Annotated in this window: 25 protein-coding genes; 14 read left to right on the top strand and 11 right to left on the bottom strand. The window is 67.0% G+C overall.

Annotated features, from left to right (window positions below; genetic code table 11):
* Window positions 1-126 precede the first annotated feature (126 nt).
* The 3 genes from ASE52_RS15850 (at window position 127) to ASE52_RS15840 (ending at window position 3,529) form a co-directional block, all read left to right on the top strand.
* Window positions 127-801: a response regulator transcription factor gene (locus ASE52_RS15850; protein ID WP_010464491.1), complete on the top strand. Its 675-nt coding sequence runs from the start codon at window positions 127-129 to the stop codon at window positions 799-801.
* Between the two features lie 203 nt (window positions 802-1,004).
* Window positions 1,005-2,456, top strand: coding sequence for a sensor histidine kinase (locus ASE52_RS15845; protein WP_057227473.1), 1,452 nt, complete (start codon window positions 1,005-1,007; stop codon window positions 2,454-2,456).
* A gap of 71 nt (window positions 2,457-2,527) precedes the next feature.
* Complete coding sequence (locus tag ASE52_RS15840) at window positions 2,528-3,529, top strand: MBL fold metallo-hydrolase (RefSeq protein ID WP_057227471.1); 1,002 nt, start codon at window positions 2,528-2,530, stop codon at window positions 3,527-3,529.
* Window positions 3,530-3,587: 58 nt separating this feature from the next.
* On the opposite strand, the gene ASE52_RS15835 is transcribed toward ASE52_RS15840, so the two are convergent.
* The 4 genes from ASE52_RS15835 to ASE52_RS15820 form a co-directional block, all read right to left on the bottom strand.
* Window positions 3,588-4,220 (bottom strand): DUF6882 domain-containing protein, encoded by a 633-nt coding sequence (locus ASE52_RS15835; protein ID WP_057227469.1) that lies wholly within the window; start codon window positions 4,218-4,220, stop codon window positions 3,588-3,590.
* Window positions 4,221-4,407: 187 nt separating this feature from the next.
* A complete protein-coding gene (locus ASE52_RS15830; protein WP_010464484.1) occupies window positions 4,408-5,124 on the bottom strand; it encodes an SPOR domain-containing protein in 717 nt (238 codons plus the stop codon).
* Between the two features lie 28 nt (window positions 5,125-5,152).
* The gene (locus tag ASE52_RS15825; RefSeq protein WP_057227467.1) at window positions 5,153-6,019 is read right to left on the bottom strand and encodes a biotin--[acetyl-CoA-carboxylase] ligase; all 867 of its coding nucleotides are present in this window, start codon (window positions 6,017-6,019) and stop codon (window positions 5,153-5,155) included.
* Window positions 6,016-6,597 carry an SET domain-containing protein-lysine N-methyltransferase gene (locus ASE52_RS15820; protein WP_057227466.1) on the bottom strand — a complete coding sequence of 194 codons (582 nt, stop codon included), beginning with the start codon at window positions 6,595-6,597 and terminating at the stop codon, window positions 6,016-6,018. Before ASE52_RS15820 ends, ASE52_RS15825 begins: the two co-directional genes overlap by 4 nt.
* Before the next feature lie 131 nt (window positions 6,598-6,728).
* Between ASE52_RS15820 and ASE52_RS15815 the strand changes: the two genes are divergently transcribed.
* From ASE52_RS15815 to ASE52_RS15790, 6 genes are all read left to right on the top strand, one after another.
* On the top strand, window positions 6,729-9,656 hold the full coding sequence (locus ASE52_RS15815; RefSeq protein ID WP_057228475.1) for a DNA topoisomerase III: 2,928 nt from the start codon (window positions 6,729-6,731) through the stop codon (window positions 9,654-9,656).
* The gene (locus tag ASE52_RS15810) at window positions 9,653-9,874 is read left to right on the top strand and encodes a hypothetical protein (protein ID WP_057227464.1); all 222 of its coding nucleotides are present in this window, start codon (window positions 9,653-9,655) and stop codon (window positions 9,872-9,874) included. Before ASE52_RS15815 ends, ASE52_RS15810 begins: the two co-directional genes overlap by 4 nt.
* Window positions 9,875-9,987: 113 nt before the next feature.
* Complete coding sequence (locus ASE52_RS15805; RefSeq protein WP_241777022.1) at window positions 9,988-10,764, top strand: helix-turn-helix transcriptional regulator; 777 nt, start codon at window positions 9,988-9,990, stop codon at window positions 10,762-10,764.
* Window positions 10,765-10,879: 115 nt separating this feature from the next.
* Entirely contained in the window at window positions 10,880-11,482 is a 603-nt protein-coding gene (locus ASE52_RS15800) for a YbhB/YbcL family Raf kinase inhibitor-like protein (protein WP_241777021.1), read from the top strand.
* 72 nt (window positions 11,483-11,554) lie between these two features.
* Window positions 11,555-11,905 carry a DUF4124 domain-containing protein gene (locus tag ASE52_RS15795; RefSeq protein WP_057228470.1) on the top strand — a complete coding sequence of 117 codons (351 nt, stop codon included), beginning with the start codon at window positions 11,555-11,557 and terminating at the stop codon, window positions 11,903-11,905.
* Between the two features lie 147 nt (window positions 11,906-12,052).
* Complete coding sequence (locus ASE52_RS15790; RefSeq protein ID WP_057227460.1) at window positions 12,053-12,391, top strand: DUF2834 domain-containing protein; 339 nt, start codon at window positions 12,053-12,055, stop codon at window positions 12,389-12,391.
* On the opposite strand, the gene ASE52_RS15785 is transcribed toward ASE52_RS15790, so the two are convergent.
* Window positions 12,352-13,251, bottom strand: a complete 900-nt coding sequence (locus ASE52_RS15785) for a helix-turn-helix domain-containing protein (protein WP_057227458.1) — start codon at window positions 13,249-13,251, stop codon at window positions 12,352-12,354. The two genes, ASE52_RS15790 and ASE52_RS15785, sit on opposite strands and share 40 nt — an antisense overlap.
* Before the next feature lie 72 nt (window positions 13,252-13,323).
* On the opposite strand from ASE52_RS15785, the gene ASE52_RS15780 reads away from it, so the two are divergent.
* Complete coding sequence (locus ASE52_RS15780; RefSeq protein WP_057228468.1) at window positions 13,324-14,082, top strand: tyrosine-protein phosphatase; 759 nt, start codon at window positions 13,324-13,326, stop codon at window positions 14,080-14,082.
* Between the two features lie 621 nt (window positions 14,083-14,703).
* Here the strand turns inward: ASE52_RS15780 and ASE52_RS15775 are convergent.
* The 3 genes from ASE52_RS15775 to ASE52_RS15765 form a co-directional block, all read right to left on the bottom strand.
* The gene (locus tag ASE52_RS15775; RefSeq protein ID WP_057228466.1) at window positions 14,704-16,077 is read right to left on the bottom strand and encodes an MFS transporter; all 1,374 of its coding nucleotides are present in this window, start codon (window positions 16,075-16,077) and stop codon (window positions 14,704-14,706) included.
* 318 nt (window positions 16,078-16,395) lie between these two features.
* Window positions 16,396-17,040 (bottom strand): NAD(P)-binding domain-containing protein, encoded by a 645-nt coding sequence (locus ASE52_RS15770; RefSeq protein ID WP_057227457.1) that lies wholly within the window; start codon window positions 17,038-17,040, stop codon window positions 16,396-16,398.
* A 58-nt stretch (window positions 17,041-17,098) separates the two neighbouring features.
* Window positions 17,099-17,935 (bottom strand): pirin family protein, encoded by an 837-nt coding sequence (locus tag ASE52_RS15765; RefSeq protein WP_057227455.1) that lies wholly within the window; start codon window positions 17,933-17,935, stop codon window positions 17,099-17,101.
* Window positions 17,936-18,051: 116 nt separating this feature from the next.
* On the opposite strand from ASE52_RS15765, the gene ASE52_RS15760 reads away from it, so the two are divergent.
* Together ASE52_RS15760 and ASE52_RS15755 are read left to right on the top strand one after the other, a co-directional pair.
* Window positions 18,052-18,972, top strand: a complete 921-nt coding sequence (locus tag ASE52_RS15760; RefSeq protein ID WP_057228464.1) for a LysR family transcriptional regulator — start codon at window positions 18,052-18,054, stop codon at window positions 18,970-18,972.
* 140 nt (window positions 18,973-19,112) lie between these two features.
* On the top strand, window positions 19,113-20,522 hold the full coding sequence (locus ASE52_RS15755) for a DUF2130 domain-containing protein (RefSeq protein WP_057228462.1): 1,410 nt from the start codon (window positions 19,113-19,115) through the stop codon (window positions 20,520-20,522).
* Window positions 20,523-20,666: 144 nt separating this feature from the next.
* Here the strand turns inward: ASE52_RS15755 and ASE52_RS15750 are convergent, their stop codons facing one another.
* Window positions 20,667-21,254: a flavin reductase family protein gene (locus tag ASE52_RS15750; RefSeq protein WP_057227453.1), complete on the bottom strand. Its 588-nt coding sequence runs from the start codon at window positions 21,252-21,254 to the stop codon at window positions 20,667-20,669.
* Window positions 21,255-21,607: 353 nt separating this feature from the next.
* Between ASE52_RS15750 and ASE52_RS15745 the strand changes: the two genes are divergently transcribed.
* On the top strand, window positions 21,608-22,000 hold the full coding sequence (locus ASE52_RS15745) for a VOC family protein (protein WP_057227451.1): 393 nt from the start codon (window positions 21,608-21,610) through the stop codon (window positions 21,998-22,000).
* A gap of 135 nt (window positions 22,001-22,135) precedes the next feature.
* On the opposite strand, the gene ASE52_RS15740 is transcribed toward ASE52_RS15745, so the two are convergent.
* Window positions 22,136-22,873: a glutaminyl-peptide cyclotransferase gene (locus ASE52_RS15740; RefSeq protein WP_241777020.1), complete on the bottom strand. Its 738-nt coding sequence runs from the start codon at window positions 22,871-22,873 to the stop codon at window positions 22,136-22,138.
* Between the two features lie 65 nt (window positions 22,874-22,938).
* Complete coding sequence (locus tag ASE52_RS15735) at window positions 22,939-24,183, bottom strand: hypothetical protein (RefSeq protein ID WP_057227449.1); 1,245 nt, start codon at window positions 24,181-24,183, stop codon at window positions 22,939-22,941.
* Window positions 24,184-24,297: 114 nt separating this feature from the next.
* On the opposite strand from ASE52_RS15735, the gene ASE52_RS15730 reads away from it, so the two are divergent.
* Window positions 24,298-24,918 (top strand): class I SAM-dependent methyltransferase, encoded by a 621-nt coding sequence (locus tag ASE52_RS15730; RefSeq protein WP_010464449.1) that lies wholly within the window; start codon window positions 24,298-24,300, stop codon window positions 24,916-24,918.
* Window positions 24,919-24,925: the final 7 nt, after the last annotated feature.

Genomic DNA, 24,925 nt, shown 5'->3' with positions numbered 1-24,925 from the left:
GGCGATTGTCTCTGCCCCAGCTTGCGCGAAACCAAAGACCAGACCGGGTAGCACGCGCCTAAAATCGTCGCATAGCCAGACAACAGGCCCGCCCCCCTGGGGCGTACCGCCCAAGGAGACACCCGCATGCGCATCCTCATTGCCGAAGACGACCAGGTGCTGGCCGATGGACTGCTGCGCACCCTGCGCGCCTCGGGCGCCGTGGTGGACCATGTGGCCAGCGGCACCGAGGCCGATGCGGCCCTCATGACCAACAACGAGTTCGACCTGCTCATCCTGGATCTGGGCCTGCCCAAGATGCACGGGCTGGAGGTGCTGAAAAAGCTGCGTGGCCGGGGCTCGGCCCTGCCCGTGCTCATCCTCACTGCCGCCGACAGCGTGGAAGAACGTGTGAAGGGCCTGGACTTCGGGGCCGACGACTACATGGCCAAGCCTTTTTCGCTGCAAGAGCTGGAGGCGCGCGTGCGGGCCCTCACGCGCCGGGGCATGGGCGGCACCAGCAGCGCCATCAAACACGGTCCGCTGGTGTACGACCAGGCCGGCCGCGTGGCCACCATCGACGGCAAGATGATCGAGCTGTCGGCGCGCGAGCTGGGTTTGCTCGAAGTGCTGCTGCAGCGCGCCGGCCGCCTGGTGAGCAAGGAACAGCTGGTGGAGCGCCTGTGCGAGTGGGGCGAAGAGGTCAGCAACAACGCCATCGAGGTCTACATCCACCGCCTGCGCAAGAAGATCGAGGGCGGGCCCATCCGCATCGCCACGGTGCGCGGCCTGGGCTACTGCCTTGAAAAGATTGCGAGCTAGGAGGCCCCCCTGAGTCGCTTCGCGCCTTCCCCCAAGGGGGACGCACCCGGTGGCCTGGCGGAGCCAGTTCCACGGGTGCACTGGCTTGGAGCGGCGCCAGTTTTGTCCGCTGCGAGCCAGTGCACCATGTGGACCGATGATATAAAAATGTTAGCTACTAACGCTTACTGGATAAGCGCTAGAGGCCAAAAAGGCTTAAAACCTTGAAAATCTTCCAGCGAGAGCAGCGCTCCCTGTTTGGCGAAATCCTCGACTGGATGCTCACGCCGCTGCTGCTGCTGTGGCCCGTCAGCCTGGCGCTGACCTGGCTCGTGGCCCAGGGCTTGGCCAACAAGCCGTTCGACCGCGCGCTCGAATACAACGCCCACGCTCTGGCCCAGCTGGTGAGCGTGGCAGGCGGCAAGGTGCAGTTCAACCTGCCCCAGCCCGCCAGCGAGATCCTGCGGGCCGATGAGTCCGACATCGTCTACTACCAGGTGGTGGGCCCGGGTGGCGAGTTCCTCTCGGGCGAACGCGAGCTGCCCGAGCCGCCGGCCGACGAGGTGCCCATGTCTGGCGAGGTGCGCCTGCGCGACGGTGAAATGCGTGGCATCGACATCCGGGTGGCCTACATCTGGGTGCGGCTGCCGTTGCCCGACACGCCCGTGGCCCTGGTGCAGGTGGCCGAGACGCGCGAAAAGCGCAGCGTGCTGGCCACCGAAATCATCAAGGGCGTGATGCTGCCGCAGTTCGTCATCCTGCCGCTGGCGGTGCTGCTGGTGTGGCTGGCGCTGGCGCGGGGCATCCAGCCGCTCAATCAGCTCGAGCAGCGCATCCGCGCGCGCAACCCCGACGACCTCTCGCCCTTGGACGACCGCACGGTGCCGCTGGAAGTGGCGCCGCTGGTGTCGTCCGTCAACGACCTGCTCACGCGCCTGAACGATTCGCTGGCCACGCAAAAGCGCTTTCTGGCCGACGCCGCCCACCAGCTCAAGACACCGCTGGCGGGCCTGCGCATGCAGGCCGACCTGGCCCAGCGCGAAGGCACCAGCACCGAAGAACTCAAACGCTCGCTGCAGCAGATCGGCCGCTCCAGCATCCGCGCCACCCACACCGTCAACCAGCTGCTGGCGCTGGCGCGGGCCGAGGGCAGCGGCGTGGGTTTTGCGCGCCAGCCGTGTGACCTCGCCCGCCTGGTCATCGAGGTCGTGCGCGACTCGGTGCCCCGCGCGCTCGACAAAAAGATCGACCTGGGCTACGACGGTGCCGAGCCCGGCTCGCCCGGTGTGCTGATCGACGGCAACCCCACTCTGCTCAAGGAACTGGTGCGCAACCTGGTGGACAACGCCATCAACTACACGCCCTCCACGCCCGACAAGCCCGGCGTGGTCACTGCCCGCGTGCTGGCCGACACCTTTGGCCATGTGCTGCTGCTGCAGGTCGAAGACTCCGGCCCCGGCGTGCCCGAGGCCGAGCGCGAGCTGGTCTTTCAGCCGTTCTACCGGGCGCTGGGCAGCGAGGCCGACGGCTCCGGCCTGGGTCTGCCTATCGTGCTGGAGATCGCGCGCAAGCACGGCGCCGAGGTCACGCTCGAAGAAGCGCGTCCCGGCCACCATCCGCCCGGCGCATGTTTCAGCGTGCGCTTTGCGGCACGGGATGTGGTGGCGGGCAGCTGACGGGAGCCATTGAGCGGCGGAGTGCCGGTGTCTGCGGCATCATGTGCATTCCCCCAGCCTGATGCCCCACCATGTCCCCACCACCCCGCCGTTTTGCCAACACCCACCCCGGCGTCGTCATTGGCAATTTCCCCTGGTACGAAATGGTCTGGCGCTCGCTGCGCGGTGACTTCAAACCCCGCTCGGAGCCCACAGGGGGCTATGCGGCCTTCGCCCAGCAGTGGAGCGTGCCCGTGGACCACGCGCGCCTGGCGCAACGCCAACAGGCGCCGGTGGTCACCTGGCTGGGCCATGTGTCCATCCTCCTGCAGGTGGCCGGCTTGAACGTGCTCATGGACCCGACGCTGTGCGGCTTTGCCGGACCACTGGGCCGCTTTGGCGCGCCGCGCCGCGTGCCTGCACCCCTGGCGCCCGAGCAGCTGCCGCCCATCGATGTGGTGCTGGTCTCGCACAACCACTACGACCACCTCTGCTACGGCACCTTGCGCCGCTTGCGGGACGCAGGCCAGTCACCGCGTTTCGTGGTGCCGCAAGGGTTGGGCCACTGGTTCACCCAACGCGGCATGGGCCCCGTGACCGAGCTGAACTGGTGGGAACACACCGACATCGCCCCCGGTGTGCGGGTGCACTTCACCCCCGCCCAGCACTGGAGCCGCCGCACCCCGTGGGACACCAATGCCTCGCTGTGGGGCGGCTACCTGCTTGAATGGGCGCGCCCGGAGGCGGCAGGCCCCTGGCGTTTTCTGTTCCCGGGCGACACGGGCTACAGCGACGACTTCAAGGCCATCCGCCAGCGCCTTGGCGCAGTCGATTTCCTGGCCCTGCCCATCGGCGCCTACCTGCCGCGCGACTTCATGAAGCCCATGCACGTGAACCCCGAAGACGCCGTGCAGTTGATGCTGGATGTGGAGGCCAAGCAGTCCATGGGCGTGCACTGGGGCACGTTCATGCTGACGCAGGAGGCGTTTGACCACCCGCCGCGCGACCTGGCGGCCGCACTGGCGCAGCGTGGCATTGCGGCGGAGCGCGTATGGCTCATGCGGCACGGGGAGACGCGGGCCATCGCGGTGTGACCACCGGGTGGCCGTGTTGCCTGCCTGGCTTGCGGCCGCGTCGGCTGCGACAGGCCCGTCAGCCCACCGTTTGCACGGACATCAGTGCCATGTAGAGAAAACCGTGGGCCGTGGGCGCTCGGTACACCCCTTGCGCCCCCAGCACGTCGGCGGCCACGCCCGATACTTCCCAGCCATCCGTGGCGTCGCCTTTCCACAGGGGCACGGTCAGGTGCCGAAAACCTTTGTCTTCACCAAATTCCCACACGTCCGGAATGCGGGAGATCACTTTGGCGTGGTTGTGGAAATTGGCCCAGGCCCACAGCCAGGTGTGGGTGGTTTCAGAGACGGAGCCGATGAACTCGATGTCTGCGACCACACGCGCCACGCCGTTGTCGGAGAAGGTCAGCGTTCCTGTGGGCTGGTCATAGTCCCACCGCGAGAAGCGAGAGATGCCGTAGTCCGACTCCAGCACCCGCTGCTTTTCGTACAGTGCCTGGTGGGCGGTTGCCACGGTGTCGATCCAGGCCTTCTCCACGGGGCCGTCCAGGGCATCGACGCTGGCAGCCATGGAAGCCTGGTAGCAGTGGTGGCAAATGATCTGGAGGTCCAGGCAGGCCTCGTTGCGCTCATTCCACTCGCCTTCTTTCAGGAGTTCGGCATGGCAGCTGGCGCACCAGGCATCCGGGTACCGGCAATCGGTCGACGGCATATCGCAAAACCACCTTTGTGCAGAATTCCTGCACAGATGCCCACACACGTAGGTTGCCACCGCCTCGCCGTGGGTATCGCAGTGGACAGGCGGGTTTTCTTCGGTCATGGAGAAATCAGTGGGGGGAAGGAGGGGGGACGGGCGCGGTGGCTGCCATCCGGCTGCTGAGCCCTGTGCCGCACTGCGGCTACGCGCAGTTGCGCAGCGTCTTACCCGCCATGGCGGTGCGCAGGGCATCGAACTGCGGGCGCAGTGCGTCGGTCACTGCAGGCAGGCGCAGCGTGAAGCCGGCCGTGTCCGGCCGCTCCTGAATCACGCGGGCTGTGCGCACGCCCTTGTTGCCCAGGTTGGCCAGTTCGCGCTCGGCCGCATCTTTGGTGGCAAAGCGGCCCAGCGAGAGGCCGAATTCGAGTGTTCCGCCCGCACGGTCGTGGTCCACCTTGCGGGCACGCAGCTCGGCGCGTTTCCTGTCCAGGGTTTCCACGTCTTCAAAGCGGCCCATGTAGACCATCCAGCGGCCCGGGACAGGCGTGGGCTCCAGCAGCCAGCTGCCTGGCGGCAGGTTGGCGGCGGCTGTGCGCAGGGCGTCGGCCTGGCGCTCGTCAAACACGCCCGCCTGCAGGCATTCGGCGGTATCGGCAGGGGGAGGGGGGGATGCGGCGGAAGACGCGCCGTCGGCCGAAGCGGTGGCCGTGCCGGGAGGGGGGGAGAACGAAGAAGAGGAAGAGGTCTTGCTGGGGTTCACCCGCAGGATCTGCAGCGTTTCAGGCCGGATCTGGTGGTTCATTCGCTGCGGCTCGGCCTGTTCCTCGGGGGCAAACCCCCAGTCCTTGAGCAGCCCCTGCGACCACGCGTAGTAGCCCGCGTTGGCCAGCAGCAGTGCGATCACGGCAAGACGGAGCATGGAGCGTGGCCTTTCAAGGGAAACTTTGTCACACCGGAGGCACCGCAGTCGGCCGGACACTGATTTCGGAACTCGTGATGGCCTGCATGCCGCCGGCCGTGTGCACCAGCAGCGCACCATCGTCGCCCACGCCGTGCGCGGTGCCGGTGTGGCCATCGCTCAGCGTCACGGCGCGGCCTTGCAGCACGTCGCGGGCCGCAAAACGGGGCTGCATGGGGCCAAACCCGTAGCCTTCGAACGAGCGCAGCATGGCCACCAGCGGGGGCACGATGCGCAGCAAGGCGTTGGGGGCGTCCAGCCCGGGTTCCACGTCCTGCAGGCAACCGGGGGGCATGCTCATGCCTTCGGCGCTGCGTGGCAGCACGTTGATGCCGATGCCCACCACCACATAACGTGCAGTGCCGGCGCTGGTGCCCTGTGGCACTGCCTGCGCATCTTGTGGCGCGACAAAACTGGCGGTCTCCACCAGGATGCCGCCCAGCTTGCGGTCACCCGCCGCGCCGCCCAGCCACAGGTCGTTGGGCCACTTGAGGCCCACGCGCGCTGGCTGGCCTGGGCCGAGCGGAGGCAGCACAGGCTGCAGGCTTTCGGCCACGCTCACCCCCACGGCCAGCGACAGGCCGGACCAGTCCTGGGGCGCCAGCGGCAGGCCCAGCGACATCATCAACGACGCACCGGCATCGCTTTGCCACACCCGCCCCAGCCGCCCGCGCCCGGCGGTCTGCTGCTCGGCCACCAGCAGCGTGGGCTCGCACTGGCCGGTGCGCGCGCGGCGCATGAGCTCGGTGTTGGTCGAGTCGATGCTGGGCAACACTTCGACGGTAAAACCCGGTAACAGCGGTGACACTGCTTCCCAGATGGCCTCGGCCGGCCAGCGGATCGGGGTGGTGGTCACTGGGTGCGGCCCCGTGGCTGGGCCTTTTGGGGCGTCTTGCTGCTTTTGGAGGCAGATGGCTTGGACGGCGGCAACGGCACGGGCGGTGCCCAGCCGCGTTTGGGCGCCAGCAGCGTGCCCCGGCAGTTGGTGCTGCCACACCAGCAGGGGTATTCGGCCTTGAGCTTGGGCGTGTAACGCTCTTCAATGATCAGGCCATAGTCGTAGTTCAACTCTTCGCCCGCCTGGATATTGCGCAGCGCAGTGATGAAAATGCGGCCGTCCCGTTCGTCGGCGTAGCAATTGGGGTTGCAGCTGTGGTTGATCCAGCGCGAGGAGTTGCCGCCGAACTTTGCGTCGATCACGTGGTCTTCATCCACGTGAAAGTAAAACGTGTGGTTGGGTTGCTGAGGGTCGTGGGGGTGTCGGTCCTGCGCTTCCTGCCAGCCAATCACTTCGCCCGTGTACTCCACAAGGACTTCGCCTTCCGCAATATCCTGCACGGCAAACACGCCCTTGCCATGGACGCCCGAGCGCCGGGTCTGGATGCGGCGGCCCGGTGCAAGGGTGGGGGCGGCAGGCGATGCGGAGCGGGGCATGGCAAAAACTCTGTTAACTTGATAGTGCACACATGTGTGCGTGCGCGTGTATGCGTGTGCATGCGCGTGAGACCCGAATTGTAGAAGCGCCCGGAACCCGGGCAACCAGAATGACTGGCGAGAGCCCCAAAATGACCAAGACCCTGGTAATTGCAGAAAAACCTTCCGTCGCGCAAGACATCGTGCGCGCACTGACCCCCGTGGCCGGCAAGTTCGAGAAACACGAAGAACACTTCGAGAACGACCGCTATGTAGTCACCAGCGCCGTGGGCCACCTGGTGGAGATCCAGGCGCCCGAAGAGTTTGACGTGAAGCGCGGCAAGTGGAGCTTTGCCCACCTGCCCGTGATCCCGCCGTACTTTGACCTCAAGCCTGTGGACAAGACCAAGACGCGCCTGAACGCCGTGGTCAAGCAGGCCAAGCGCAAGGACGTGACGCAACTCATCAACGCCTGTGACGCGGGCCGCGAGGGTGAGCTGATCTTCCGCCTGATCGAGCAGTACGCCGGCGGCGCCAAGCCGCTGGGCAAGCCCGTCAAGCGCCTGTGGCTGCAGTCCATGACGCCCCAGGCCATCCGCGACGGCTTTGACGCACTGCGCACCGAGCAGCAGATGGCGGGCCTGGCCCACGCCGCCCGCAGCCGCAGCGAGGCCGACTGGCTGGTGGGCATCAACGGCACCCGCGCCATGACGGCGTTCAACTCGCGCGATGGCGGGTTCTTCCTGACCACCGTGGGCCGGGTGCAGACGCCCACCCTGTCGCTGGTGGTGGAACGCGAAGAAAAGATCCGCAAGTTCATCAGCCGCGACTACTGGGAAATCCATGCCACCTTCGGCGCCGAAGCCGGCGAGTACCCCGCCAAGTGGTTCGACCCCAAGTGGAAGAAAAGCGAAGACGTCGAAGCCCGCGCGGACCGCGTGTGGTCGGCTGCAGAAGCCACGGCCATCGCCGACGCCGTGCGCGGCAAGCAGGCCACGGTCACCGAAGAGAGCAAGCCCACCACGCAGGCATCGCCCCTGCTGTTCGATCTGACCAGCCTGCAGCGCGAGGCCAACGGCAAGTTCGGCTTCTCGGCCAAGACCACGCTGGCGCTGGCGCAAAGCCTGTACGAGCGCCACAAGGCCCTGACCTACCCACGTACCGACTCGCGCGCGCTGCCCGAGGACTACCTGCCGGTGGCCAAGCAGACCTTCGAGATGCTGGCCGACAGCGGCATGCGGCACCTGGCGCCGCACGCGCTCACAGCGCTGAACAACAACTACGTGCGCCCGTCCAAGCGCATCTTCGACAACAGCAAGGTGAGCGATCACTTTGCCATCATCCCCACACTGCAGGCGCCCAGCGGCCTGAGTGAAGCCGAGCAGAAGCTGTACGACCTGGTCGTGCGCCGCTTCATGGCCGTGTTTTTCCCGAGCGCGGAATACACCGTGACCACCCGCATTTCTACCGTGGCCCCCCACAGCTTCAAGACCGAGGGCAAGGTGCTGGTCAAGCCAGGCTGGCTGGCCATCTACGGCAAGGAAGCCGCCGATGAGGTGGAAGGTGGCAAGGACGGCGACAAGGGCCAGAACCTGGTGCCGGTGAAGCCTGGCGAAAGCGTCAACACCCTGCAAGTGGACCCCAAGGGCCTCAAGACCAAGCCGCCCGCGCGTTATTCCGAAGCCACGCTGCTCGGCGCCATGGAAAGCGCCGGCAAGCAGATCGACGACGAAGAGCTGCGCGAAGCCATGCAGGAAAAAGGCCTGGGCACGCCTGCCACGCGCGCGGCCACCATCGAAGGTTTGCTGACCGAAAAGTACATGCTGCGCGAAGGCCGCGAGATCATCCCCACGGCCAAGGCCTTCCAGCTGATGACGCTGCTGCGCGGGCTGGAGGTCGAAGAGCTCTGCCGTGCCGACCTGACCGGTGAATGGGAGTTCAAGCTCTCGCAAATGGAAAAGGGCCTGCTCAGCCGCGAAGACTTCATGGCCGGCATCGCCACCATGACCGAGCGCATGGTCAAGAAGGCCAAGGAATACGACCGCGACACCATCCCCGGCGACTACGCCACGCTCGAATCGCCGTGCCCCAACTGTGGCGGCGTGGTGAAGGAAAACTACCGCCGCTTTGCCTGCGTGGGCAAGCCCGGTGCGGAAGGCTGCGGCTTCAGCTTTGGCAAGTCGCCCGCCGGCCGCACGTTCGAGACGGCCGAGGCCAACGCGCTCCTGCGCGACAAGAAGATCGGCCCGCTGGAGGGTTTCCGCTCCAAGGCGGGCTGGCCCTTCACGTCCGAGATCGTCATCAAGTACGACGACGAGGCGCACAACTACAAGCTCGAATTCGACTTTGGCGACGACAAGAAGGGCGAGGAGTCGGGCGAGCTGGTGGAGTTTGAAGACGCCGCGCTCGGCCCCTGCCCCATCTGCGGATCGGAAGTGCACGAGCACGGCAGCAACTACGTGTGCAGCAAGGCTGTGCCCACTGCCGCGCAGCCCACGCCCAGCTGCACCTTCAAGAGCGGCAAGATCATCCTGCAGCAGCCTGTGGAGCGCGAGCAGATGCACAAGCTGCTGGAGACCGGCAAGACCGACCTGCTCGACAAGTTCGTGAGCATGCGCACCCGCCGCGCCTTCAAGGCCCACCTGGCGTGGGACAAGGAGGCGGGCAAGGTCAACTTCGAGTTTGCGCCCAGCAAGTTCCCGCCGCGCCCAGGTGCTGCTGCAAAAGCAATAGCAGCCAAGGCAGGAAAGACAAGCGCTGCGACCAAAAAAGCCGCCAAACCTGCCGCTGCCAAGAAAGCCCCGGCCACCAAGACCGCTGCCGCCAAGGCACCGCGCAAGGCCGCCGCAGGCAAGGCCCCCAGCGCCGCCCTGGCCGCCGTGATCGGCACCGAGCCCGTGGCCCGTCCCGAGGCGGTCAAGAAGATGTGGGAATACATCAAGGCCCACAACCTGCAAGACCCCAAGGACAAGCGCACCATCGTCGCCGACGACAAGCTGCGTGCGGTGTTTGGCAAAGACAGCGCGGGCATGTTCGAGCTGGCGGGCATTCTGGGCAACCACCTGGGTGGCGAAGGATGACGCAACACGCTGATGAATCTGCCGCGTCGCCTGTGCGGGGCTTCTGGCGCTCCGCGCTGGTGGCCCTCGCAGTTGCTGGTGCGCTGGGCGGTTGCACCAGCACGCCAGGTTCTGCGCGCTCCAGCGACCCCGCCAGCCCGCAGCCATCGCAGGGTGCCGGCGGCGTCACAGTGTTTGGCGATATCGATGTGGGCGTATCGCGGGAGCGCACGCGCTGACGTGGGGTGTGCTGCCTTACAGGCCATCTCCATGGAACCTGCCGTACCCGCGTGGAGCCAGCCTTCCAGCCCCAACGATTGATGATGGACCCTGAGCCGCGGGGGAAAGAATGATGGGCGAACCCGCACTGTCTTTGCAGATAGCCACCACGGTGCACCACCGCATCCACACCGTCACGGTGCGCATGGATTCGGTGGGCTGGGTGGTCTCGGGCACCAAGCACCTGGTCACGCCCGGCGGTGGGCACCGCTACCCCAGCGGGCGGGTGTTCGTGCTGCCACGCGGCGCGCAGTGGGAGGTCGTCAACGACCCGGCGCCGCAAGGCCGCTATGTGGCGCGCCTGCTGTGTTTTGCGCCCGAGCTGGTAGCGCAGTTCCACCGGCAGTTCGGCCAGTTTGCGGCGGTGGCACCGGTGCAGGGCTGCGCAGGCCTGGCTGCCGACACAGCGTTCGAAGACAGCTACATGCGCGCCGTGGCCGCGCTGGAGAGCGATGCCAGCTCGCAGGCGCTGCGCGAACACCGCGCGCTGGAGGTGCTGCTGATGCTGGCCGAGGCGGGCATCGTCTTCGCCCCACCCGGCGAGCTGGGCTGGGCCGAGCGCGTGCGCCGCCTTGTGGGCCCCAGCCCGCAGGCCGACTGGACGGTGGAGCGCATCGCCAGCGCCTTTGCCACCAGCGCCAGCACCCTGCAGCGCCGCCTGGCGCAAGAGGGCGAAACCGTGAGCCAGTGCCTGCGCGATGTGCGGCTGGAGACGGCGCTGGTGCTGCTGCAAAGCTCCACGCTGCAGGTGTCCGAAATCGCAGCGCGCTGCGGCTACGAGTCGCACAGCCGCTTCAGCGCGGCCTTCCGCGAACGCTTTGGCTTTCCGCCCTCGCAACTGAGGCCCTGATTCCTGCGGCTGACGCACAGCGCACAGCCATTGACGCCGCCGGGCCAATGCGACGGCGTGGCACACCGCACCATCAAGTCCTTGTTTCACACCGCTACTGCAAGGAGCTTTTTGGATGAGCCACCCACTTTCACGCCCCCGTCGCGCATTGACCTCCATCGCCGCACTTGCCACCATCGGCCTGGCATTTGCTGCCCATGCCCAGGCGTTCACGCTCAGCAGCCCCGACTTTGCGGCTGATGGCAGCTTGCCCCAGCGTTTCGAGTTCAAGGGCTTTGGCTGTGCGGGCGACAACCAGTCGCCGGCCCTGCGCTGGAGCGGCGCACCTGCGGGCACACAGAGTTTTGCCGTCACCGTGTACGACCCCGACGCACCCACGGGCTCGGGCTGGTGGCACTGGTCGGTGGTGAACATCCCCGCCGGCGTCACCGAGCTGCGCGCGGATGCGGGCGCGGTGGGCGGTGCGCAACTGCCCGCAGGTGCCAGCCACGTGCGCATCGACTACGGCGTGGCCGCCTGGGGCGGCGCCTGCCCGCCCGAAGGTGATGCGCCGCACCGCTACATCTTTACCGTGCATGCCCTCAAGGTGCCGCGCCTGGACTTGCCTGCCGACGCCACCGCGGCGCTGGCCGGCTACATGATCAACGCCAACAGCCTGGGCAAGGCCACGCTCACGGCGCGCTATGGGCGCCCTGCGGCCAAGGGCACGCAGCGGTGATACCACGTGGGCGGTGGGCGCCCTGATGTTTTAAGCTTGGTGGTCATACCCACCACACCCCAGGCCCACCCCATGCGCAGCACCCGCGAACGAGCCCTTTGGTCCATCCTGGCGGCACTGCTGCTGGCCGCCGCAGCCGCCGCATGGTGGACGGCCGACCAGTGGCTGCCCCACGCCGGGCCGTGGACCGAGCAGGCCTGGAAGAAGATCACCCGCCCCGGCCCCGACACCTTGCCGCCCGGCAAGCAGCAGCCCGCCGCACAAGCCCGGGCTGCGAGTGGCGGCGCGTCCGAGCCCGTGGCCCCGCAGCCGCGCAAGTGCGTGAAGGACGGCCGCACCACCTACACCGACCAGCCCTGCCCGAAGGGCACGCAGGAGCTGCCGGTGGATGGCGCCGTGACCTCGCTGCCGCGCGCGCAGTAAGTTCATGAAGATGGCGTGCAGCGGCAGGCCCCCCGTGTGAGACATGTCGGTTTTTTCCTAGCCCGCCAGGGGCTGCGCGGATTCAATCGGTGCGTTGATTCACTACCCAAGGCCTCTCTCTTTCTCTTTAGAGGGCCGCATGCACCGATGCAAAACCACACCCACCTGCGCGCTTTTTTTCTTCTGCTGGCCCTCCTGGGCCTGGCCGTTCCCTGGTACTTCAACACCGTGTACTTTTTGGCGGGTGGCAGCGTGATGCCCGACGTTTTCTGGCGCGATGCCTTTGCCAATGCATTGACCACCGGCATCACCTGCGACGTGTACCTGGCCGCCGTGGCGTTCTCCGCCTGGGTGGCGGCAGACCGCAGCCTGGGCGCATGGCGCTGGGCTTACATCGCAGCCTGCTTTGGCATTGGCCTCGCGTTTGTGATGCCGCTGTACCTGGCTCAGCGCTTGCGCGTGGGCTCCAAGGGTGGGGCTGGCTGATTCGGTAGGGCCTGCGCGCCGATCTGCAAGGGCCAGTGCGCGGTGAGCGGGCTGCGCGTGCCTTGCACCAGGGCCTGCAGCGGGTGGCCCGCCAGCCTGCGCACATCGCGCGCCATGTGCGACTGGTCGTAATAGCCCTGGTCGGCCGCCAGGTCCACCACCGGGCCGCCGGGCGCGGCGAGGGCGTTGCCCAGCGTGCTGTTCAGCCGCGCAATCACCTGAAACTGCTTGGGCGCCATGCCCCAGTGCGCCACAAAGCGCCGTTCAAACTGCCGCTGGCTCAGGCCCAGACGCTGGTCCGCGTCTGTTGCATCGTCGCTGGCCGCATGCAGCAAGGCCAGCGCCTGCTGCCGCCGGGCTTCACACGGTGACGGCGGCGCGACCAGCTGCCGGACGAACTGGCACAGCACCGCGATCCGCGCGCCATCATCCGGCGCCGCATGCACGCCGTGCTCCACCTCGGTCCACCCAGGCCCCACCAGTTCCGCCAACGGCCGCAGTGTGTTCACCAGCCCGCGCGCGCTGGCAAACAGTGCCGTCGCGGCTTCCGGCTGCAGCACCAGCCCCACGGCCCGCACCGGCCCGCCGTGTTCGTACACCGTGGCCGTGGTGCTGGCGCTGATCCAGGCCGCTGGCGGCACCAGCGCTCCTTGGCAACACACCTGCCCCGCCAGCCGTACCACCAGCATGCTTGACACCATGGCCGGAAATTGCGACTGCACCAGCTCCGCAGGGGCATCGACCACCACCCCTGCCATCAACCAGGGCTGCAAATCAGAGGGCACGGGCACAAAACGCTGCATGCCCGGATTCTGCACACGGTCGCGCTCCACGCATTGCACCAGCCACCCGTGCGACATGCGCCAGCCGCACCACCCGACTATCCTTGTTGCTTCAGCATCCCTATCCACCGCACACCTGTGCCACGCACCATGCAGCAAGAGCAAGCACCCACCCGATCTCTCCCCCTCGCAGGCGCCACCAACTTTCGGGACCTGGGCGGCTACACCGGCCAGGGCGGGCGGCCCGTGAAGTGGCGGCGCATCTTTCGCTCTGACCACCTGGCGGCCCTGACCCCCGAGGACCAGGCCCTGCTGGCCGAACTGGGCGTGGCCCGCGCGGTGGACTTTCGCGGCAAGGCCGAAAGCGCTGCCTATGCCTACGCGCTGCCCGGCATCAGCTATCACCCGCTGGCCATCGAGCCCACCGTGGTGCAGCGCGCGCTAGAGCTGCAGCGCACCGGCCGCCAGCTCACCGCGCAAGACGCCGTGGGGCTGATGCAAGACACCTACCGGGGCTTTGTGCACGACAACGCCCCGCGCTTTGCCGAGCTGTTTGGCCTGCTGCTGGACAGCGATGCCCCCACCGTCTTCCACTGCACAGCCGGCAAAGACCGCACCGGCTTTGCCGCCGCCCTCATCCTGCTCACCCTGGGCGTGCCGCGCGACGTGGTCATGCACGACTACCTGCTCACCAACACCCTCTACCGCCGCCCCGAAGGCATGGGCAGCCACGCCCCCGAGGAGGTGCTGGCCGTGCTGTGGCGTGTGCAAGAGGAGTTTCTGGACGCCGCCCTGCACAAGGTAGACACCGAGTTCGGTGGCCTGCAGCCGTATCTGGTGGACGTGCTGGGGGTGGATGCCACCGCGCAGAAAGAGCTTGCCAAGCGGTATCTGCAGGCGGTGGTGTAGCCAATCCGCACAAAGACCCCGAAGAAACGCGCAGCGCATTGCGCGCGGGCTTGCGCCGTGTAAATGCCATTTGCTATCAAAACGGGAGCTATTGGCGCAATACAGCAAAGCGGCGGATCAATTTTTAGCTGTTTCTTCTTGCCGTATCCACGCCCCACGCAACCAGCCGTACCTACCAACTTTCGCAGGTTGCGCCGTGCCCCCTCACCCCCTACAGTGAAGTTGAAGTAACAAATGCATACAAGGTCGGGAACAGGGAGGAGAGGCTGACAGCAAAGGCGACGTAGTTGCTACTAGCGCGGGGCGCATGCCTTCTGGATGAAGGCATGCGCCCGGTGAGAAGCGCCTTGCTGAGCTGCCCGAACACGGGGTCGAAGGCAACGACGACCTGCTCAGGGACCGCAGCTGCTATTGCGTTCCCGTGGGGCCCCGGCAGGTGCAGGCCGATCCAAAAATCGGGTTGCACCTGCCGGGGCCTGTTGAGCGAATGCTGTAGCGCTCAATTGCTCACAAATAAATAGCTTCTAACGCTTGTCCATTGAGCGCTAAAGGCCAATTTGAACCAAATTTCAGCGGCATGGTGGCGCCGCGTGGCCAGCAAGCCGCCAGCGCTTGCCGCACTCACCCCGCACTGGGTTGCACCCGCCCTACCACGGCACCCTGGCGCCGCACCCGCCAGTACAGCCAGCCCATGATCGACAGGTTCAGCAGATTCCACCCCATGCCGTTGAAAAACGCCGCATGGTAGCTGCCCGTCACGTCAAAGATCCAACCCGACATCCAGCCCCCCAGCGCCATGCCCACCAGCGTGGCCATGATCACCGCGCCCACCCGGGCGCCCGCCTCTTGCGGCGCGAAATACTCGCGGATGATGATCGCGTAGGCAGGCACGATGCCGCCCTGGAACAGCCCGAACATCGCCGAGATCACATACAGCGGCACCAGCCCGTCAAACGGCAGAAACAGCGCCAGCCCCACCCCCTGCAACGCCGACCCCAGCAGCAGCGTGCGCACACCGCCAATGCGGTCGCAGATCACGCCCGACACCAGGCGGCTCACAATGCCGCACGCCAGCATCAGCGACAGCATCTCGGCCCCCCGCGCCGCGCCAAAACCCAGGTCGGTGCAATAGGCCACGATGTGCACCTGCGGCATCGCCATGGCCACGCAGCACGCCACGCCCGCCACACACAGCAGCAATTGCGCGTGCACCGGGCGCAAGCCAAACGGGCGGCTGCGGTCTACGGCTGAAGGAACCAATGGAGCGGGTGCCGCAGTCGCTGTAGAAGAGGCAGCACCCGCCGCAGCGCCCACTGCCGAAGGTAACGACGCAGACGATGCAGGCACCGCCGTCGCAGCCGCAGCCACATCCATCAACACCATCGGCGCCCGCTGCCGCATGCGCAGCGCCAGCAGCAGCATGCCCGCGCCACACACCAGCCCCATCAGCACATAGGTCTGGCGCCAGCCAATGGCCTCGATGCCGTGCTGCACGATGGGCGGCCACAGCGCACCGGCGATGTAGTTGCCGCTGGCGCAAATAGCCACCGCAATGCCCCGCCGCTTGTTCCACCACAGCGCCGTGTCGGCCATCAACGGCGCAAACGTGGCCGAGCTGCCAATCAGCCCCATCAGCCCATGGGCCAGCCCAAAGATCCAGATGCTGCCGGACAGCCCCGCCCACACAAAGCCGCCACACACCGCCACCGCCCCCACGCACAGCACCGGCATCAGCCCATGCCGGTCCGCCATCCGCCCCGTCCACAGCCCGCCCAGCCCCAGGCACACCATCATCAGCGTGTAGGGCAGAGATGCATCCGCGCGGCCTACGCCGAACTCGGCTTGCACGGCAGGCAGCACCACCGACACCACATACATGCTGCTGTTGCCCAGCACCACCAGCCCCAGGGTGGTCAGCAAGCGCCACGCGGCTTGGGGGGAGTCGATGAGGGAGGCCGGGGCGGCGACGTGTGCAGAAGCGGGAGTGGTACGCATGCTGTGCAATTTAACCCTGATCTGCGCCTGAATCCGCTCCTTCAACACATCCACATGGCCAATGATCCCGGTCATCGTCCCGCTGGTATTCAGTGTCCATCGCGGTCAGTGCCACCTCCAGCGTGTTGTCATCCAGCGATCCAACACCCAAGCCTCACGGCGCCACACCCACGGGCTGAGGGAGCCTGCCCCGGGCACCTCTTCCATGGATACCAATTCAGCGGTGACCAGCGCTTGCAATAAATACATAGGCCCCAGGCACATTGAGCTAAACAAGGTGCATCTGGGGCCCTGAAAGTGCCTGGGCAGGCACCCCTCTCAGATCTTGATGAACTGCGTGCTCGACAGCGCTCCAAACGGCAGCTCCGACAACCGGCCACCCACCGCCAGCGTGCCCAGGTCTACCGGGAAGTAGCCGACGGCGTCCAGCACCTTGCGCACTTCGGCCTTGGCGGCCGCATCGTCGCCTGCATAGAACATGGTGCGCTGGCCGCCCGACACTTGGGGCTGGGCCAGCACGTTCACATCCAGGTGGTTGAACGCCTTGACCACGCGGGCACCGGGCACGAATTCGCTGAACACTTCGCTGGACGAGCGCCCGCCCAGGTCGATGGCCTTGATGCCGTAGGCCGCCAGCGGGTTGGTGGGGTCCTGGGCGTCGGGTGAGTTGGGGTCCAGAAACGCCACGGGGTTGGTGCCGTCGATGACGATGCGGCCGTTCCAGGCGGGCAGGCTGCCCAGCGCCTGGCCCAGGTCTTCCCAGCGCACGGCGATGAGCACGATGTCGGCGGCTGCAGCTTCTGCCACGGTGCCCGCCTTGATGGTGGGGCCCAGTTCGGCCACCAGAGCGGCCAGGGATTCCGGACCGCGCCGGGTAGAGAGTGTGGCTGACAGTCCCTTGTTGGCCAATGCGCGGGCCACGTTGGAGCCGAGACCGCCAGAGCCGATGATGCCGATGTTCATGATGTTTTCCTTGGATGAGTGAAGTGGGTTGAAAGAACGTGATGGGAAGTGAGTAGCGCTATGCCAGCCGCCCGGCCTGGCGCAGTTGTGTGGCAATGCGCCGGATTTCTGTGGCGCCCTGTGCCAGGGCGGCCGGGCTGGTGTGCACCGAGTAGCGGCCCATGACCAGGTCGTGGGGGTGCGGCACGGCGGAGCCCAGCACGAAGCTGGTGGCCTGGGTGGCCACAAAGTCGATGCTCTGGCTGCTGGGCTCGAACGCCACCAGATCGCCTTCGTCAATGGCTTCGCCTGCAGTGAGTGCGCCGGTAGCCACCGCCGCCCACATCACCGTGTGGCCCTGGGGCGGCGTGTAAGTCCAGCGTTCGCCCTGGGCCAGGTGCACCGACAGGTAGGTCATGCCATCGGGCGCCGCCACCGGGCTGTGCGCTGGGCCGTAGGCGCCCATCAGCACGCGCACCGGGCCCACCTGGGGCACCAGTTCGGGGGCGAGGTACTGGCTCTGGGCGGGGGCGTTCTCCAGCGCTGCGGGCAGGGCCACCCACAGCTGAAAGCCTCGGCCCGGTGTGTCGCCCACGGGGGCGCCGGTGTGCCACACGCCGTTGCCAGCACGCATCCATTCGACGCCGCCCGCAGGCAACAGGCCGGCTTGGCCGGTGCTGTCTTCGTAGCGCACATCGCCTTCCGACAAGAAAGTGACCGTGGCGATGCCCGAGTGGGGGTGCATGCCAAAGCCCTGCTGCGCCGCGCCAGGCTGAAAGTGCACCAGGTCCAAAAAGATAAAGGGCTTGAGCACCTGGCCCAGGTCCCCGGGGCTCATGAGGCGGGTGATGGGGCCGTGTGTGGTGCCACGGGTGCGGTGGGCGATGGCGCGGGGGGCGGTGGCGGGTGCGGACATACAGAGAACCTTGGAGGTGTTGAACTGATGCCTGTAGCTTAAAAATTCGTCGATTTATTGACTAGATAGCGCAATATGATTGCACTCGTCCATTAATCGAATGAATGAGCGAAACCATGCTGGATCTGAACGACGTGGCCATCTTTGTGCAGGTGGTGCGCTGCGGCAGCTTTGCCGAGGCCTCGCGCCGCCTGGGCGTGCCGCCCAACACCCTGAGCCGCCGGGTGCAGCAGCTGGAAGCGCAGCTGGGCACCCGGCTGATGCAGCGCTCGACCCGCCATCTCACGCTCACCAGCGCGGGCCAGGTGTTTCTGGAGCGCTGCAGCGGCGCAGTAGAGGGGCTGATGGACGCGGGCGAGGAACTGCTGGCGGTGAACCAGGAGCCCAGCGGCCTGGTGCGGGTGGCGGCCCCGGCTGATTTTTTTGATTTCTTTGCGATGGAGTGGCTGACCGAGTTCCTGGTCACGCACCCCAAAGTGCGGGTGGACTTTGTGCTGAGTGATGGGCGCGCCGACCTGATTGCAGACCGGATTGATGTGGCCCTTCGGGGCGGTATCCTGGAGGACTCGGGCCTGTTTGCGCGCAAGGTGTTGGATGCGGGCAACGACGGCCTGGTGGCCAGCCCGGCCTACATCGCCCGCCAGGGTGTTCCGGCCACGCTGCAAGACCTGGCAGGCCACGACTGCCTGGTGTTCAGCCACCCCAGCGGCAAGGCCACCTGGCGCGTGACGGGGCCGGAGGGCGCGCCGGCCGAGGTGCAGGTGGCTGGCCGCTTCAGCGGCAACACGGCGCAGGCCCTGCGCAAGGCCGCGCTGGCGGGTTTGGGCATTGCGCTGCTGCCCTCCACGCTGACGCACCGCGATCTACGCGCTGGCCTGCTGGTGCCCGTGCTCCCGCAGTACCACCGGCAGGGGCACGGCGTGCACATGGTCTACCCCAGCCGGCGCTACCTGCCCCTGGCGGTGTCTGCGTTCATTGACCTCGTGATCCGCAAGATGGGCGCGATACAAGAACTGCCGCCGCAGGCCTGCGGCTGAGGCGGCATGAATCCACTGGAGCCGTTCTCGCTGAGCCTGCTGAAGCGCTGCGCGACGCTGCGACAGGCTCCGTCCGCGCACGCTCCTGCCCGCTATGCTCCCCTACCCACTAAACACGAACAAGACACACGGTGACCGCCATGCACGACATCATCTGCCCCCACTGCAACAAGGCGTTCAAGGTCGACGAAACCGGGTATGCCGACATCCTCAAGCAGGTGCGCGACGCGGATTTCAGCGCGCAGTTGCACGAGCGGCTGGAGCTGGCCGAGCAGGACAAGCGCAATGCGGTGGCGCTGGCGCAGGCCCAGGTGGCCAATGAGCTGCAGAAGTCGGCGGCCGCCAAAGACACCGAGATTCAAGCCCTGAAGGCCCAGCTGGGTGCGGGCGCGGTGGAGCGCGATCTGGCGGTGGCGCAGGCCCTGAGCGCGGTGGAAAAGCAGCGCGATGCCATGGCGAATGAGCTGGAGCGCGTGCGGCAAGCGCAGCAAACAGCGGCCCAGCTGGCAGAAGCCCGGCTGGCGCAGGAGCTGCAAGGCGTGGCCGCCAGAAAGGACGCCGAGATCCAGCAGCTCAAGTCGCAACTGGAGGCAGGCGAGGTGGTGCGCAGGCTGGCGGTGTCCGAGGCGGTCACGGTGGTCGCCCGGGAGCGCGATGAATTCAAGAACGACTTGAACCTGGTGGTGATGAAAAAGCAGCTGGAGGAGAACGCCATCAAGGAGCAGTACGCCTTGCAGTTGCGTGACCGCGACGGCGAGATTGCGCGGCTGCGGGACATGAAGGCGCGCCTGTCGACCAAGATGGTGGGCGAGACGCTGGAGCAGCACTGCGAGACGGAGTTCAACCGCATCCGCGCCACGGCGTTTCCCCGCGCGTACTTTGAGAAGGACAACGACGCGCGCAGTGGCAGCAAGGGCGACTACATCTTTCGCGACCTGGACGAGTCGGGCAACGAGATCGTCTCGATCATGTTCGAGATGAAGAACGAGAACGACGAGACCGCCACCAAAAAGCGCAACGAAGACTTTTTGAAAGAGCTGGACAAGGACCGCACTGAAAAAGGCTGCGAGTACGCGGTGCTGGTGTCGCTGCTGGAGCCCGAGAGCGAGCTTTACAACACCGGCATCGTGGACATGTTCTACCGCTACCCCAAGATGTACGTGGTGCGGCCGCAGTTCTTCATCCCCATCATCACGCTGCTGCGCAACGCGTCGATGAAGTCGCTGCAGTACAAGTCCGAGCTGGCGCTGGTGAAAGCGCAGAACCTGGACATCACCAAGTTCGAGTCGCAACTGGAGGAGTTCAAGGGGGCCTTTGGGCGCAACTGGCGCCTGGCGTCGGACGGGTTCGAGGAGGCCATCAAGCGCATTGATGAGGCCATCAAAGACCTGGAAAAGACCAAGGAAGCGCTGCACAAGTCGGCCAACAACCTGCGCCTGGCCAACGACAAGGCCGAAGATCTCACGATCAAGAAGCTCACACGCGGCAACCCGACGATGGCAGCCAAATTTGCGGACCTCAAGCAGCTGGGGATTTCGGATGGGGAATGAGGGGGAGGGCCGTGCGGTGCGCTAGAGGCCACTTTGTCTTGATAAGGCGCAGCTTGTTGCAGCGTCAGTCTCAACGGTACCCGCTGCCCCATGACTGCAGCCGCTGCTGCATCGCCGCTGCTCCCCCGGCTTCGGAACGGGTCCCTACACCCGCACCGAAGCCCCCGTCGCATAAAACTGCCCACCCGCCACGTAGTGCAGCGTGCGCAGTGCATCGGGCGCGGTGTCGAACTCCCAGTGCCCGTTGCGGAACACACGCTCGTCGGCCCAGGCGGCCACCACTTCGCCGATGAACAGGTCGTAGGTCTGCTGGTTGTGGGGCTCGGGGATCACGCGGCACAGCAGCCAGGCGGCGCAGACTTGCACCAGCGGGGTGTCGGCGTGGCCGGGCGCGTGGAACAGCTGCACGCCATGTTGCTGCAGTTTGTCGGGGTGGGTCTTGGCGCTGTCGGTGCCAATCGCCACGGTCATCGCGGCCATGGCCGCGGTGGGCAGCTGCAGCGCAAACTCGCCGCTGGCCTCCACCAGCTCGCGCGTGCGGGTGGCCTTGTCGAGCACCACCGTCACCTTGGGCGGTGAAAAGTCCAGCGCACAGGCCCAGGCGGCGGCCATCACGTTGTGCTGGCCGGCGTGCGCGGCCGATACCAGCACCGTGGGGCCGTGGTTGAGCAGGCGGTAGGCCTTGTCGAGCGGGACGGGGGTGAAATATGCGGGGGGTGTGGGCAGCGGCATGGCGGGCGGTGTGGGTAGCGGAGCAGTCGGCAGTGGATGCTCTGCATTTAATAGCTGATAGCGATGGATGGATAAGCGCTGGAGGCCAATTTTGCTTGAATTTTTGATGGCACGCCTGCTGGCTCCGACAGGCCGTTCGCCCCTGGGTTCGCCAAAGGGTTGAAGGGCTGTTCGCAGGAAGCGCCCTGGCTTCGACGGGCTCAGCCCGAACGGATAGCGACCTATGGGGCACGCGGCAGCGCGGTGTGGCGCGGAGGCCAAACGACCAAGGCCCGGCCCGGGCTACCTACCAGCAAGTAACATTCTTCCCGCCCACAACCCGCCCCACCGGGGCTTCAACGGAGACAAGAAATATGTTCAGTCATGTGATGGTCGGTGTGAACGACCTGGAGGTGTCGAAGAAGTTTTACGACGCGCTGCTTGGCACCATCGGTGTACCCCCGGGCGTTGCCAACAAGAACCGCTACTTCTACCGGGGCCCCACTGGCACGTTCTGCATCAGCACGCCCATCAATGGCGAGGCGGCCACTTTTGCCAATGGCGGCACCATCGGTTTTGCCATGCAGTCGCCGGAGCAGGCCGATGCGTTCCACGCGGCGGGCGTGGCCCACGGCGGCACCACCTGCGAAGACCCGCCGGGCTACCGTGAAGGCCCGTCGGGTCCGCTGTACCTGGCGTATCTGCGCGACCCAGATGGCAACAAGATTTGCGCGCTGCACCGCCCGCCCAAGCCCGCTGTGGCGTAGAGCGACTCACAAAACTCTTCTGGCGTCGTTGCTGCGTCTTGTCGTACTGGCCGTACTGCCTGCGACGCAGCGCCTAGCCAGAACCGCTTCGCTGAGTTTTGTGAGCCGCTCTTGGGCTCCGCCTCGTTCCCTTCTTTAAGCCGCCGTGTGGGCCTGTGGCCGACGCACGGCGCGCACCTTGCCGCTGCCGCCACCACCGCAGTAGAACAACCCGGCTCCGTCGGACTCGAGCCCGCTCACGCCCACGCCGGGCGGCAGGTCCAGCTGCTGCAGCACCGCGCCGCTGGCGGGGTCGATGTGGCGCAGTGTGCTTTCGTCGCCTTCCCAGGTGCCGTGCCACAGCTCACCGTCCACCCAGGTCACGCCCGTGACGAAGCGGTTGGATTCGATGGTGCGGCGGATGGCACCCGTGGCGGGGTCGATCTGGTGGATCTTGCGGTCGCGGTACTGGCCCACCCACAGGCTGCCTTCGGCCCAGGTCAGGCCTGAATCGTTGCCGCCGCCCGGCGCGGGAATCGTGGCCACCACCTGGCCCGTGGCGGGGTCGATCTTGTCGATGCGCGACTCGGCAATCTGGTAGAGGTGGGTTCCGTCAAACGCCGTGCCCGCGTCGCAGGTCACGTCCAGCGTGCGGGTGGTGGCGCCGCTGGTGGGGTCGAAACCCACCAGCTGTTCGCCCGTGGCGGCCCACACGCGCTGGCCGTCGTGGGTCACGCCGTGGATGGCGCTGGCGCCCGCAAAGGGGCCGTATTCGCGCACGACCTCGGCGGGTTGGCGCGAGGCAATCGGCGCGTGTGTGCGAGACGGCGGGGTGTCGGCGATGTCGCTGCTGCAGGCGGTGTCGTGGGCGGGGGCGTTGGTGGCGGTGGTCATCTGTGGCTCCTGGTGGGGTGCCCGGTGCACGGCGGAGGGGGTGTGCGTTGGGCGGTGAAGTCACTTTATTGAATCGGCTGCGCGGTGGGGAGTAACAAGATCGTCGTGAATCCCACCAGCGGCGCGGCCAGCCAGCGGCGGGCTCGCGCCTGGCCGATGGCGCGCACGCGGCCGCTGCCTTCCAGATCGGCCAGCGCGCGCTGCACGGTGCGCTGGCTGTCGCCCAGGGCCAGCGCCAGGGCCGATGTGGACCAGGCCGCTCCGTCAGACAGCAAGGCCACCAGCGCGCCCTGCTCGCCATCCACGGGCGGGGCCAGCACGGCCACATCGCGCCCGCCGTGGGGCTGCAGCACAAAGCCGCGCGGTGTGGCCTCCACCCCGGCCAGCGGTGCGATCAGGGCGCGCAGGCGGCCGATTTCCACCCGCAGCCGGGCGCGGTGGGTTTCATCGGGGTGGCGGGTGCGGAACACGTCGGCAATCAAGGCTTCGCGGTCCACGCCGCCCGGCCAGGCTGTGGCCAGCGCACGCACCAGCGCAAACAGCAAGGGGCGGCGTGCCAGCGGGTGCCACACGTCGCCCGCGCGCACGCCGTGGCGGCAGGCGTCCACCACCAGCGTGGGGGATGCCAGCAGCGCCGCCACGTCCTCCAGCTGCAGCATCTGCTCGGCGCCTTGGGCCAGGCGGCGGGCTGCTGGCTGGTGGAGCAGCCTGTGGGCGTGGGCCACCTCCGCCCCCAGGGCGGGCACGCCCGATTGGCCCGCCGCCTCGTGTGCGCGCTGCAGGGCCGTGCGCGCCGCGCCGATGTGCAGCGAACGCAGGGCCAGCTCTGCGGCGGCAAGTTCGGCCACTGCGGCCAGGGATGCGGGCAGGCGGGCTGCCGAGCCGGTGGCTTGGGCACTTGGCAGCGCGCTCTCCAGCGCAGCCGATGCTTCGTCCAGCCTGCCCAGCAAGATCAGCTTGCGCGCCGCCACCAGCCGCGCCTGCAGTGCGTTGGCCATGTCACCGTGGGCCTGCAGGATGGCGGCGGCAGTCATCAGCGCGTGTGTTTGTCCGCCCAGGTCGCGCAGGGCCAGGGCCACCTCGGCCTCGGCCACGACGCAGCGCGCGCGGGCCACGGGCTCGTGCGCACCAAAGCCGCGTGCAGCGCGGCGCAGCAGTTCGCGGGCGCGTGGGTGCTCGCCCAGCTGGGCCATGGCAATGCCACGCAGGGCCAGGGCCGGTGGGTCGTCGCGCAGGGCCACCCGCTGCAGGGCGGCAAGGGCATCGCCTGCAGCCAGCGCGCGGGCTGCGGCGGAGATCAGCGAATCCATGGCCACAGACTACACCGACATCGGCCAGGGCCACCGGGTGGGCGATACTCCCCGCCATGAACAGGTGCCCGGCGCCCGCCCCTGCAGGGTGGCCCGTGGCGGAAGGACCCAGCAGTGAAACCAGTGAGCGGCAGCGCGGACGCGGCCATCTTTGACGAGGCGTACTACCAGCGCTTTTACTTCGACAAGAAGACCAGCGTGGTGGACCCGGCGCACACCGAGCGGCTGGGTGCGTTTGTGTGCAGCTACCTGCAGTACCTGCGCGTGCCCGTGCGGCGTGTGCTGGATGTGGGTTGCGGCATTGGCCTGTGGCGCGATGTGATCGCGCGGCATTTTCCGCAGGCGCAGTTCCACGGCGTGGAGTTCAGCGAATACCTGTGTGAGCGTTTTGGGTGGGAGCGTGGCTCGGTAGTGGACTACAAGGCCCGCACGCCGTATGACCTGGTGATCTGCCAGGGCGTGCTGCCCTACCTGAGCGAGGCCGACGTGCAAAAGGCCATGCGCAACCTGGCCCGCCTGAGCCGGGGCGCCCTGTATGTGGAGGCCGTCGCGCGCGAGGACTGGGAGCAGGACGTGGTGGACGAGCAGGTGACCGACCCGCGCATGTTCCGCCACCCCGCGCAGCTCTACCGCCGCACGCTTGGCGAGGGCTTTACCGAGCTGGGCGGCGGTGTGTGGCTGAGCCCGCAGGCCGAACTGCCGCTGTTTGCGCTGGAACGTGCGGGCGGCCGGTGACGCAGCC

The sequence above is a fragment of the Acidovorax sp. Root275 genome, assembly GCF_001428965.1.
Lineage (GTDB): Bacteria > Pseudomonadota > Gammaproteobacteria > Burkholderiales > Burkholderiaceae_C > Acidovorax > Acidovorax radicis.
This window is presented reverse-complemented; position numbering and strand designations above follow the sequence as displayed.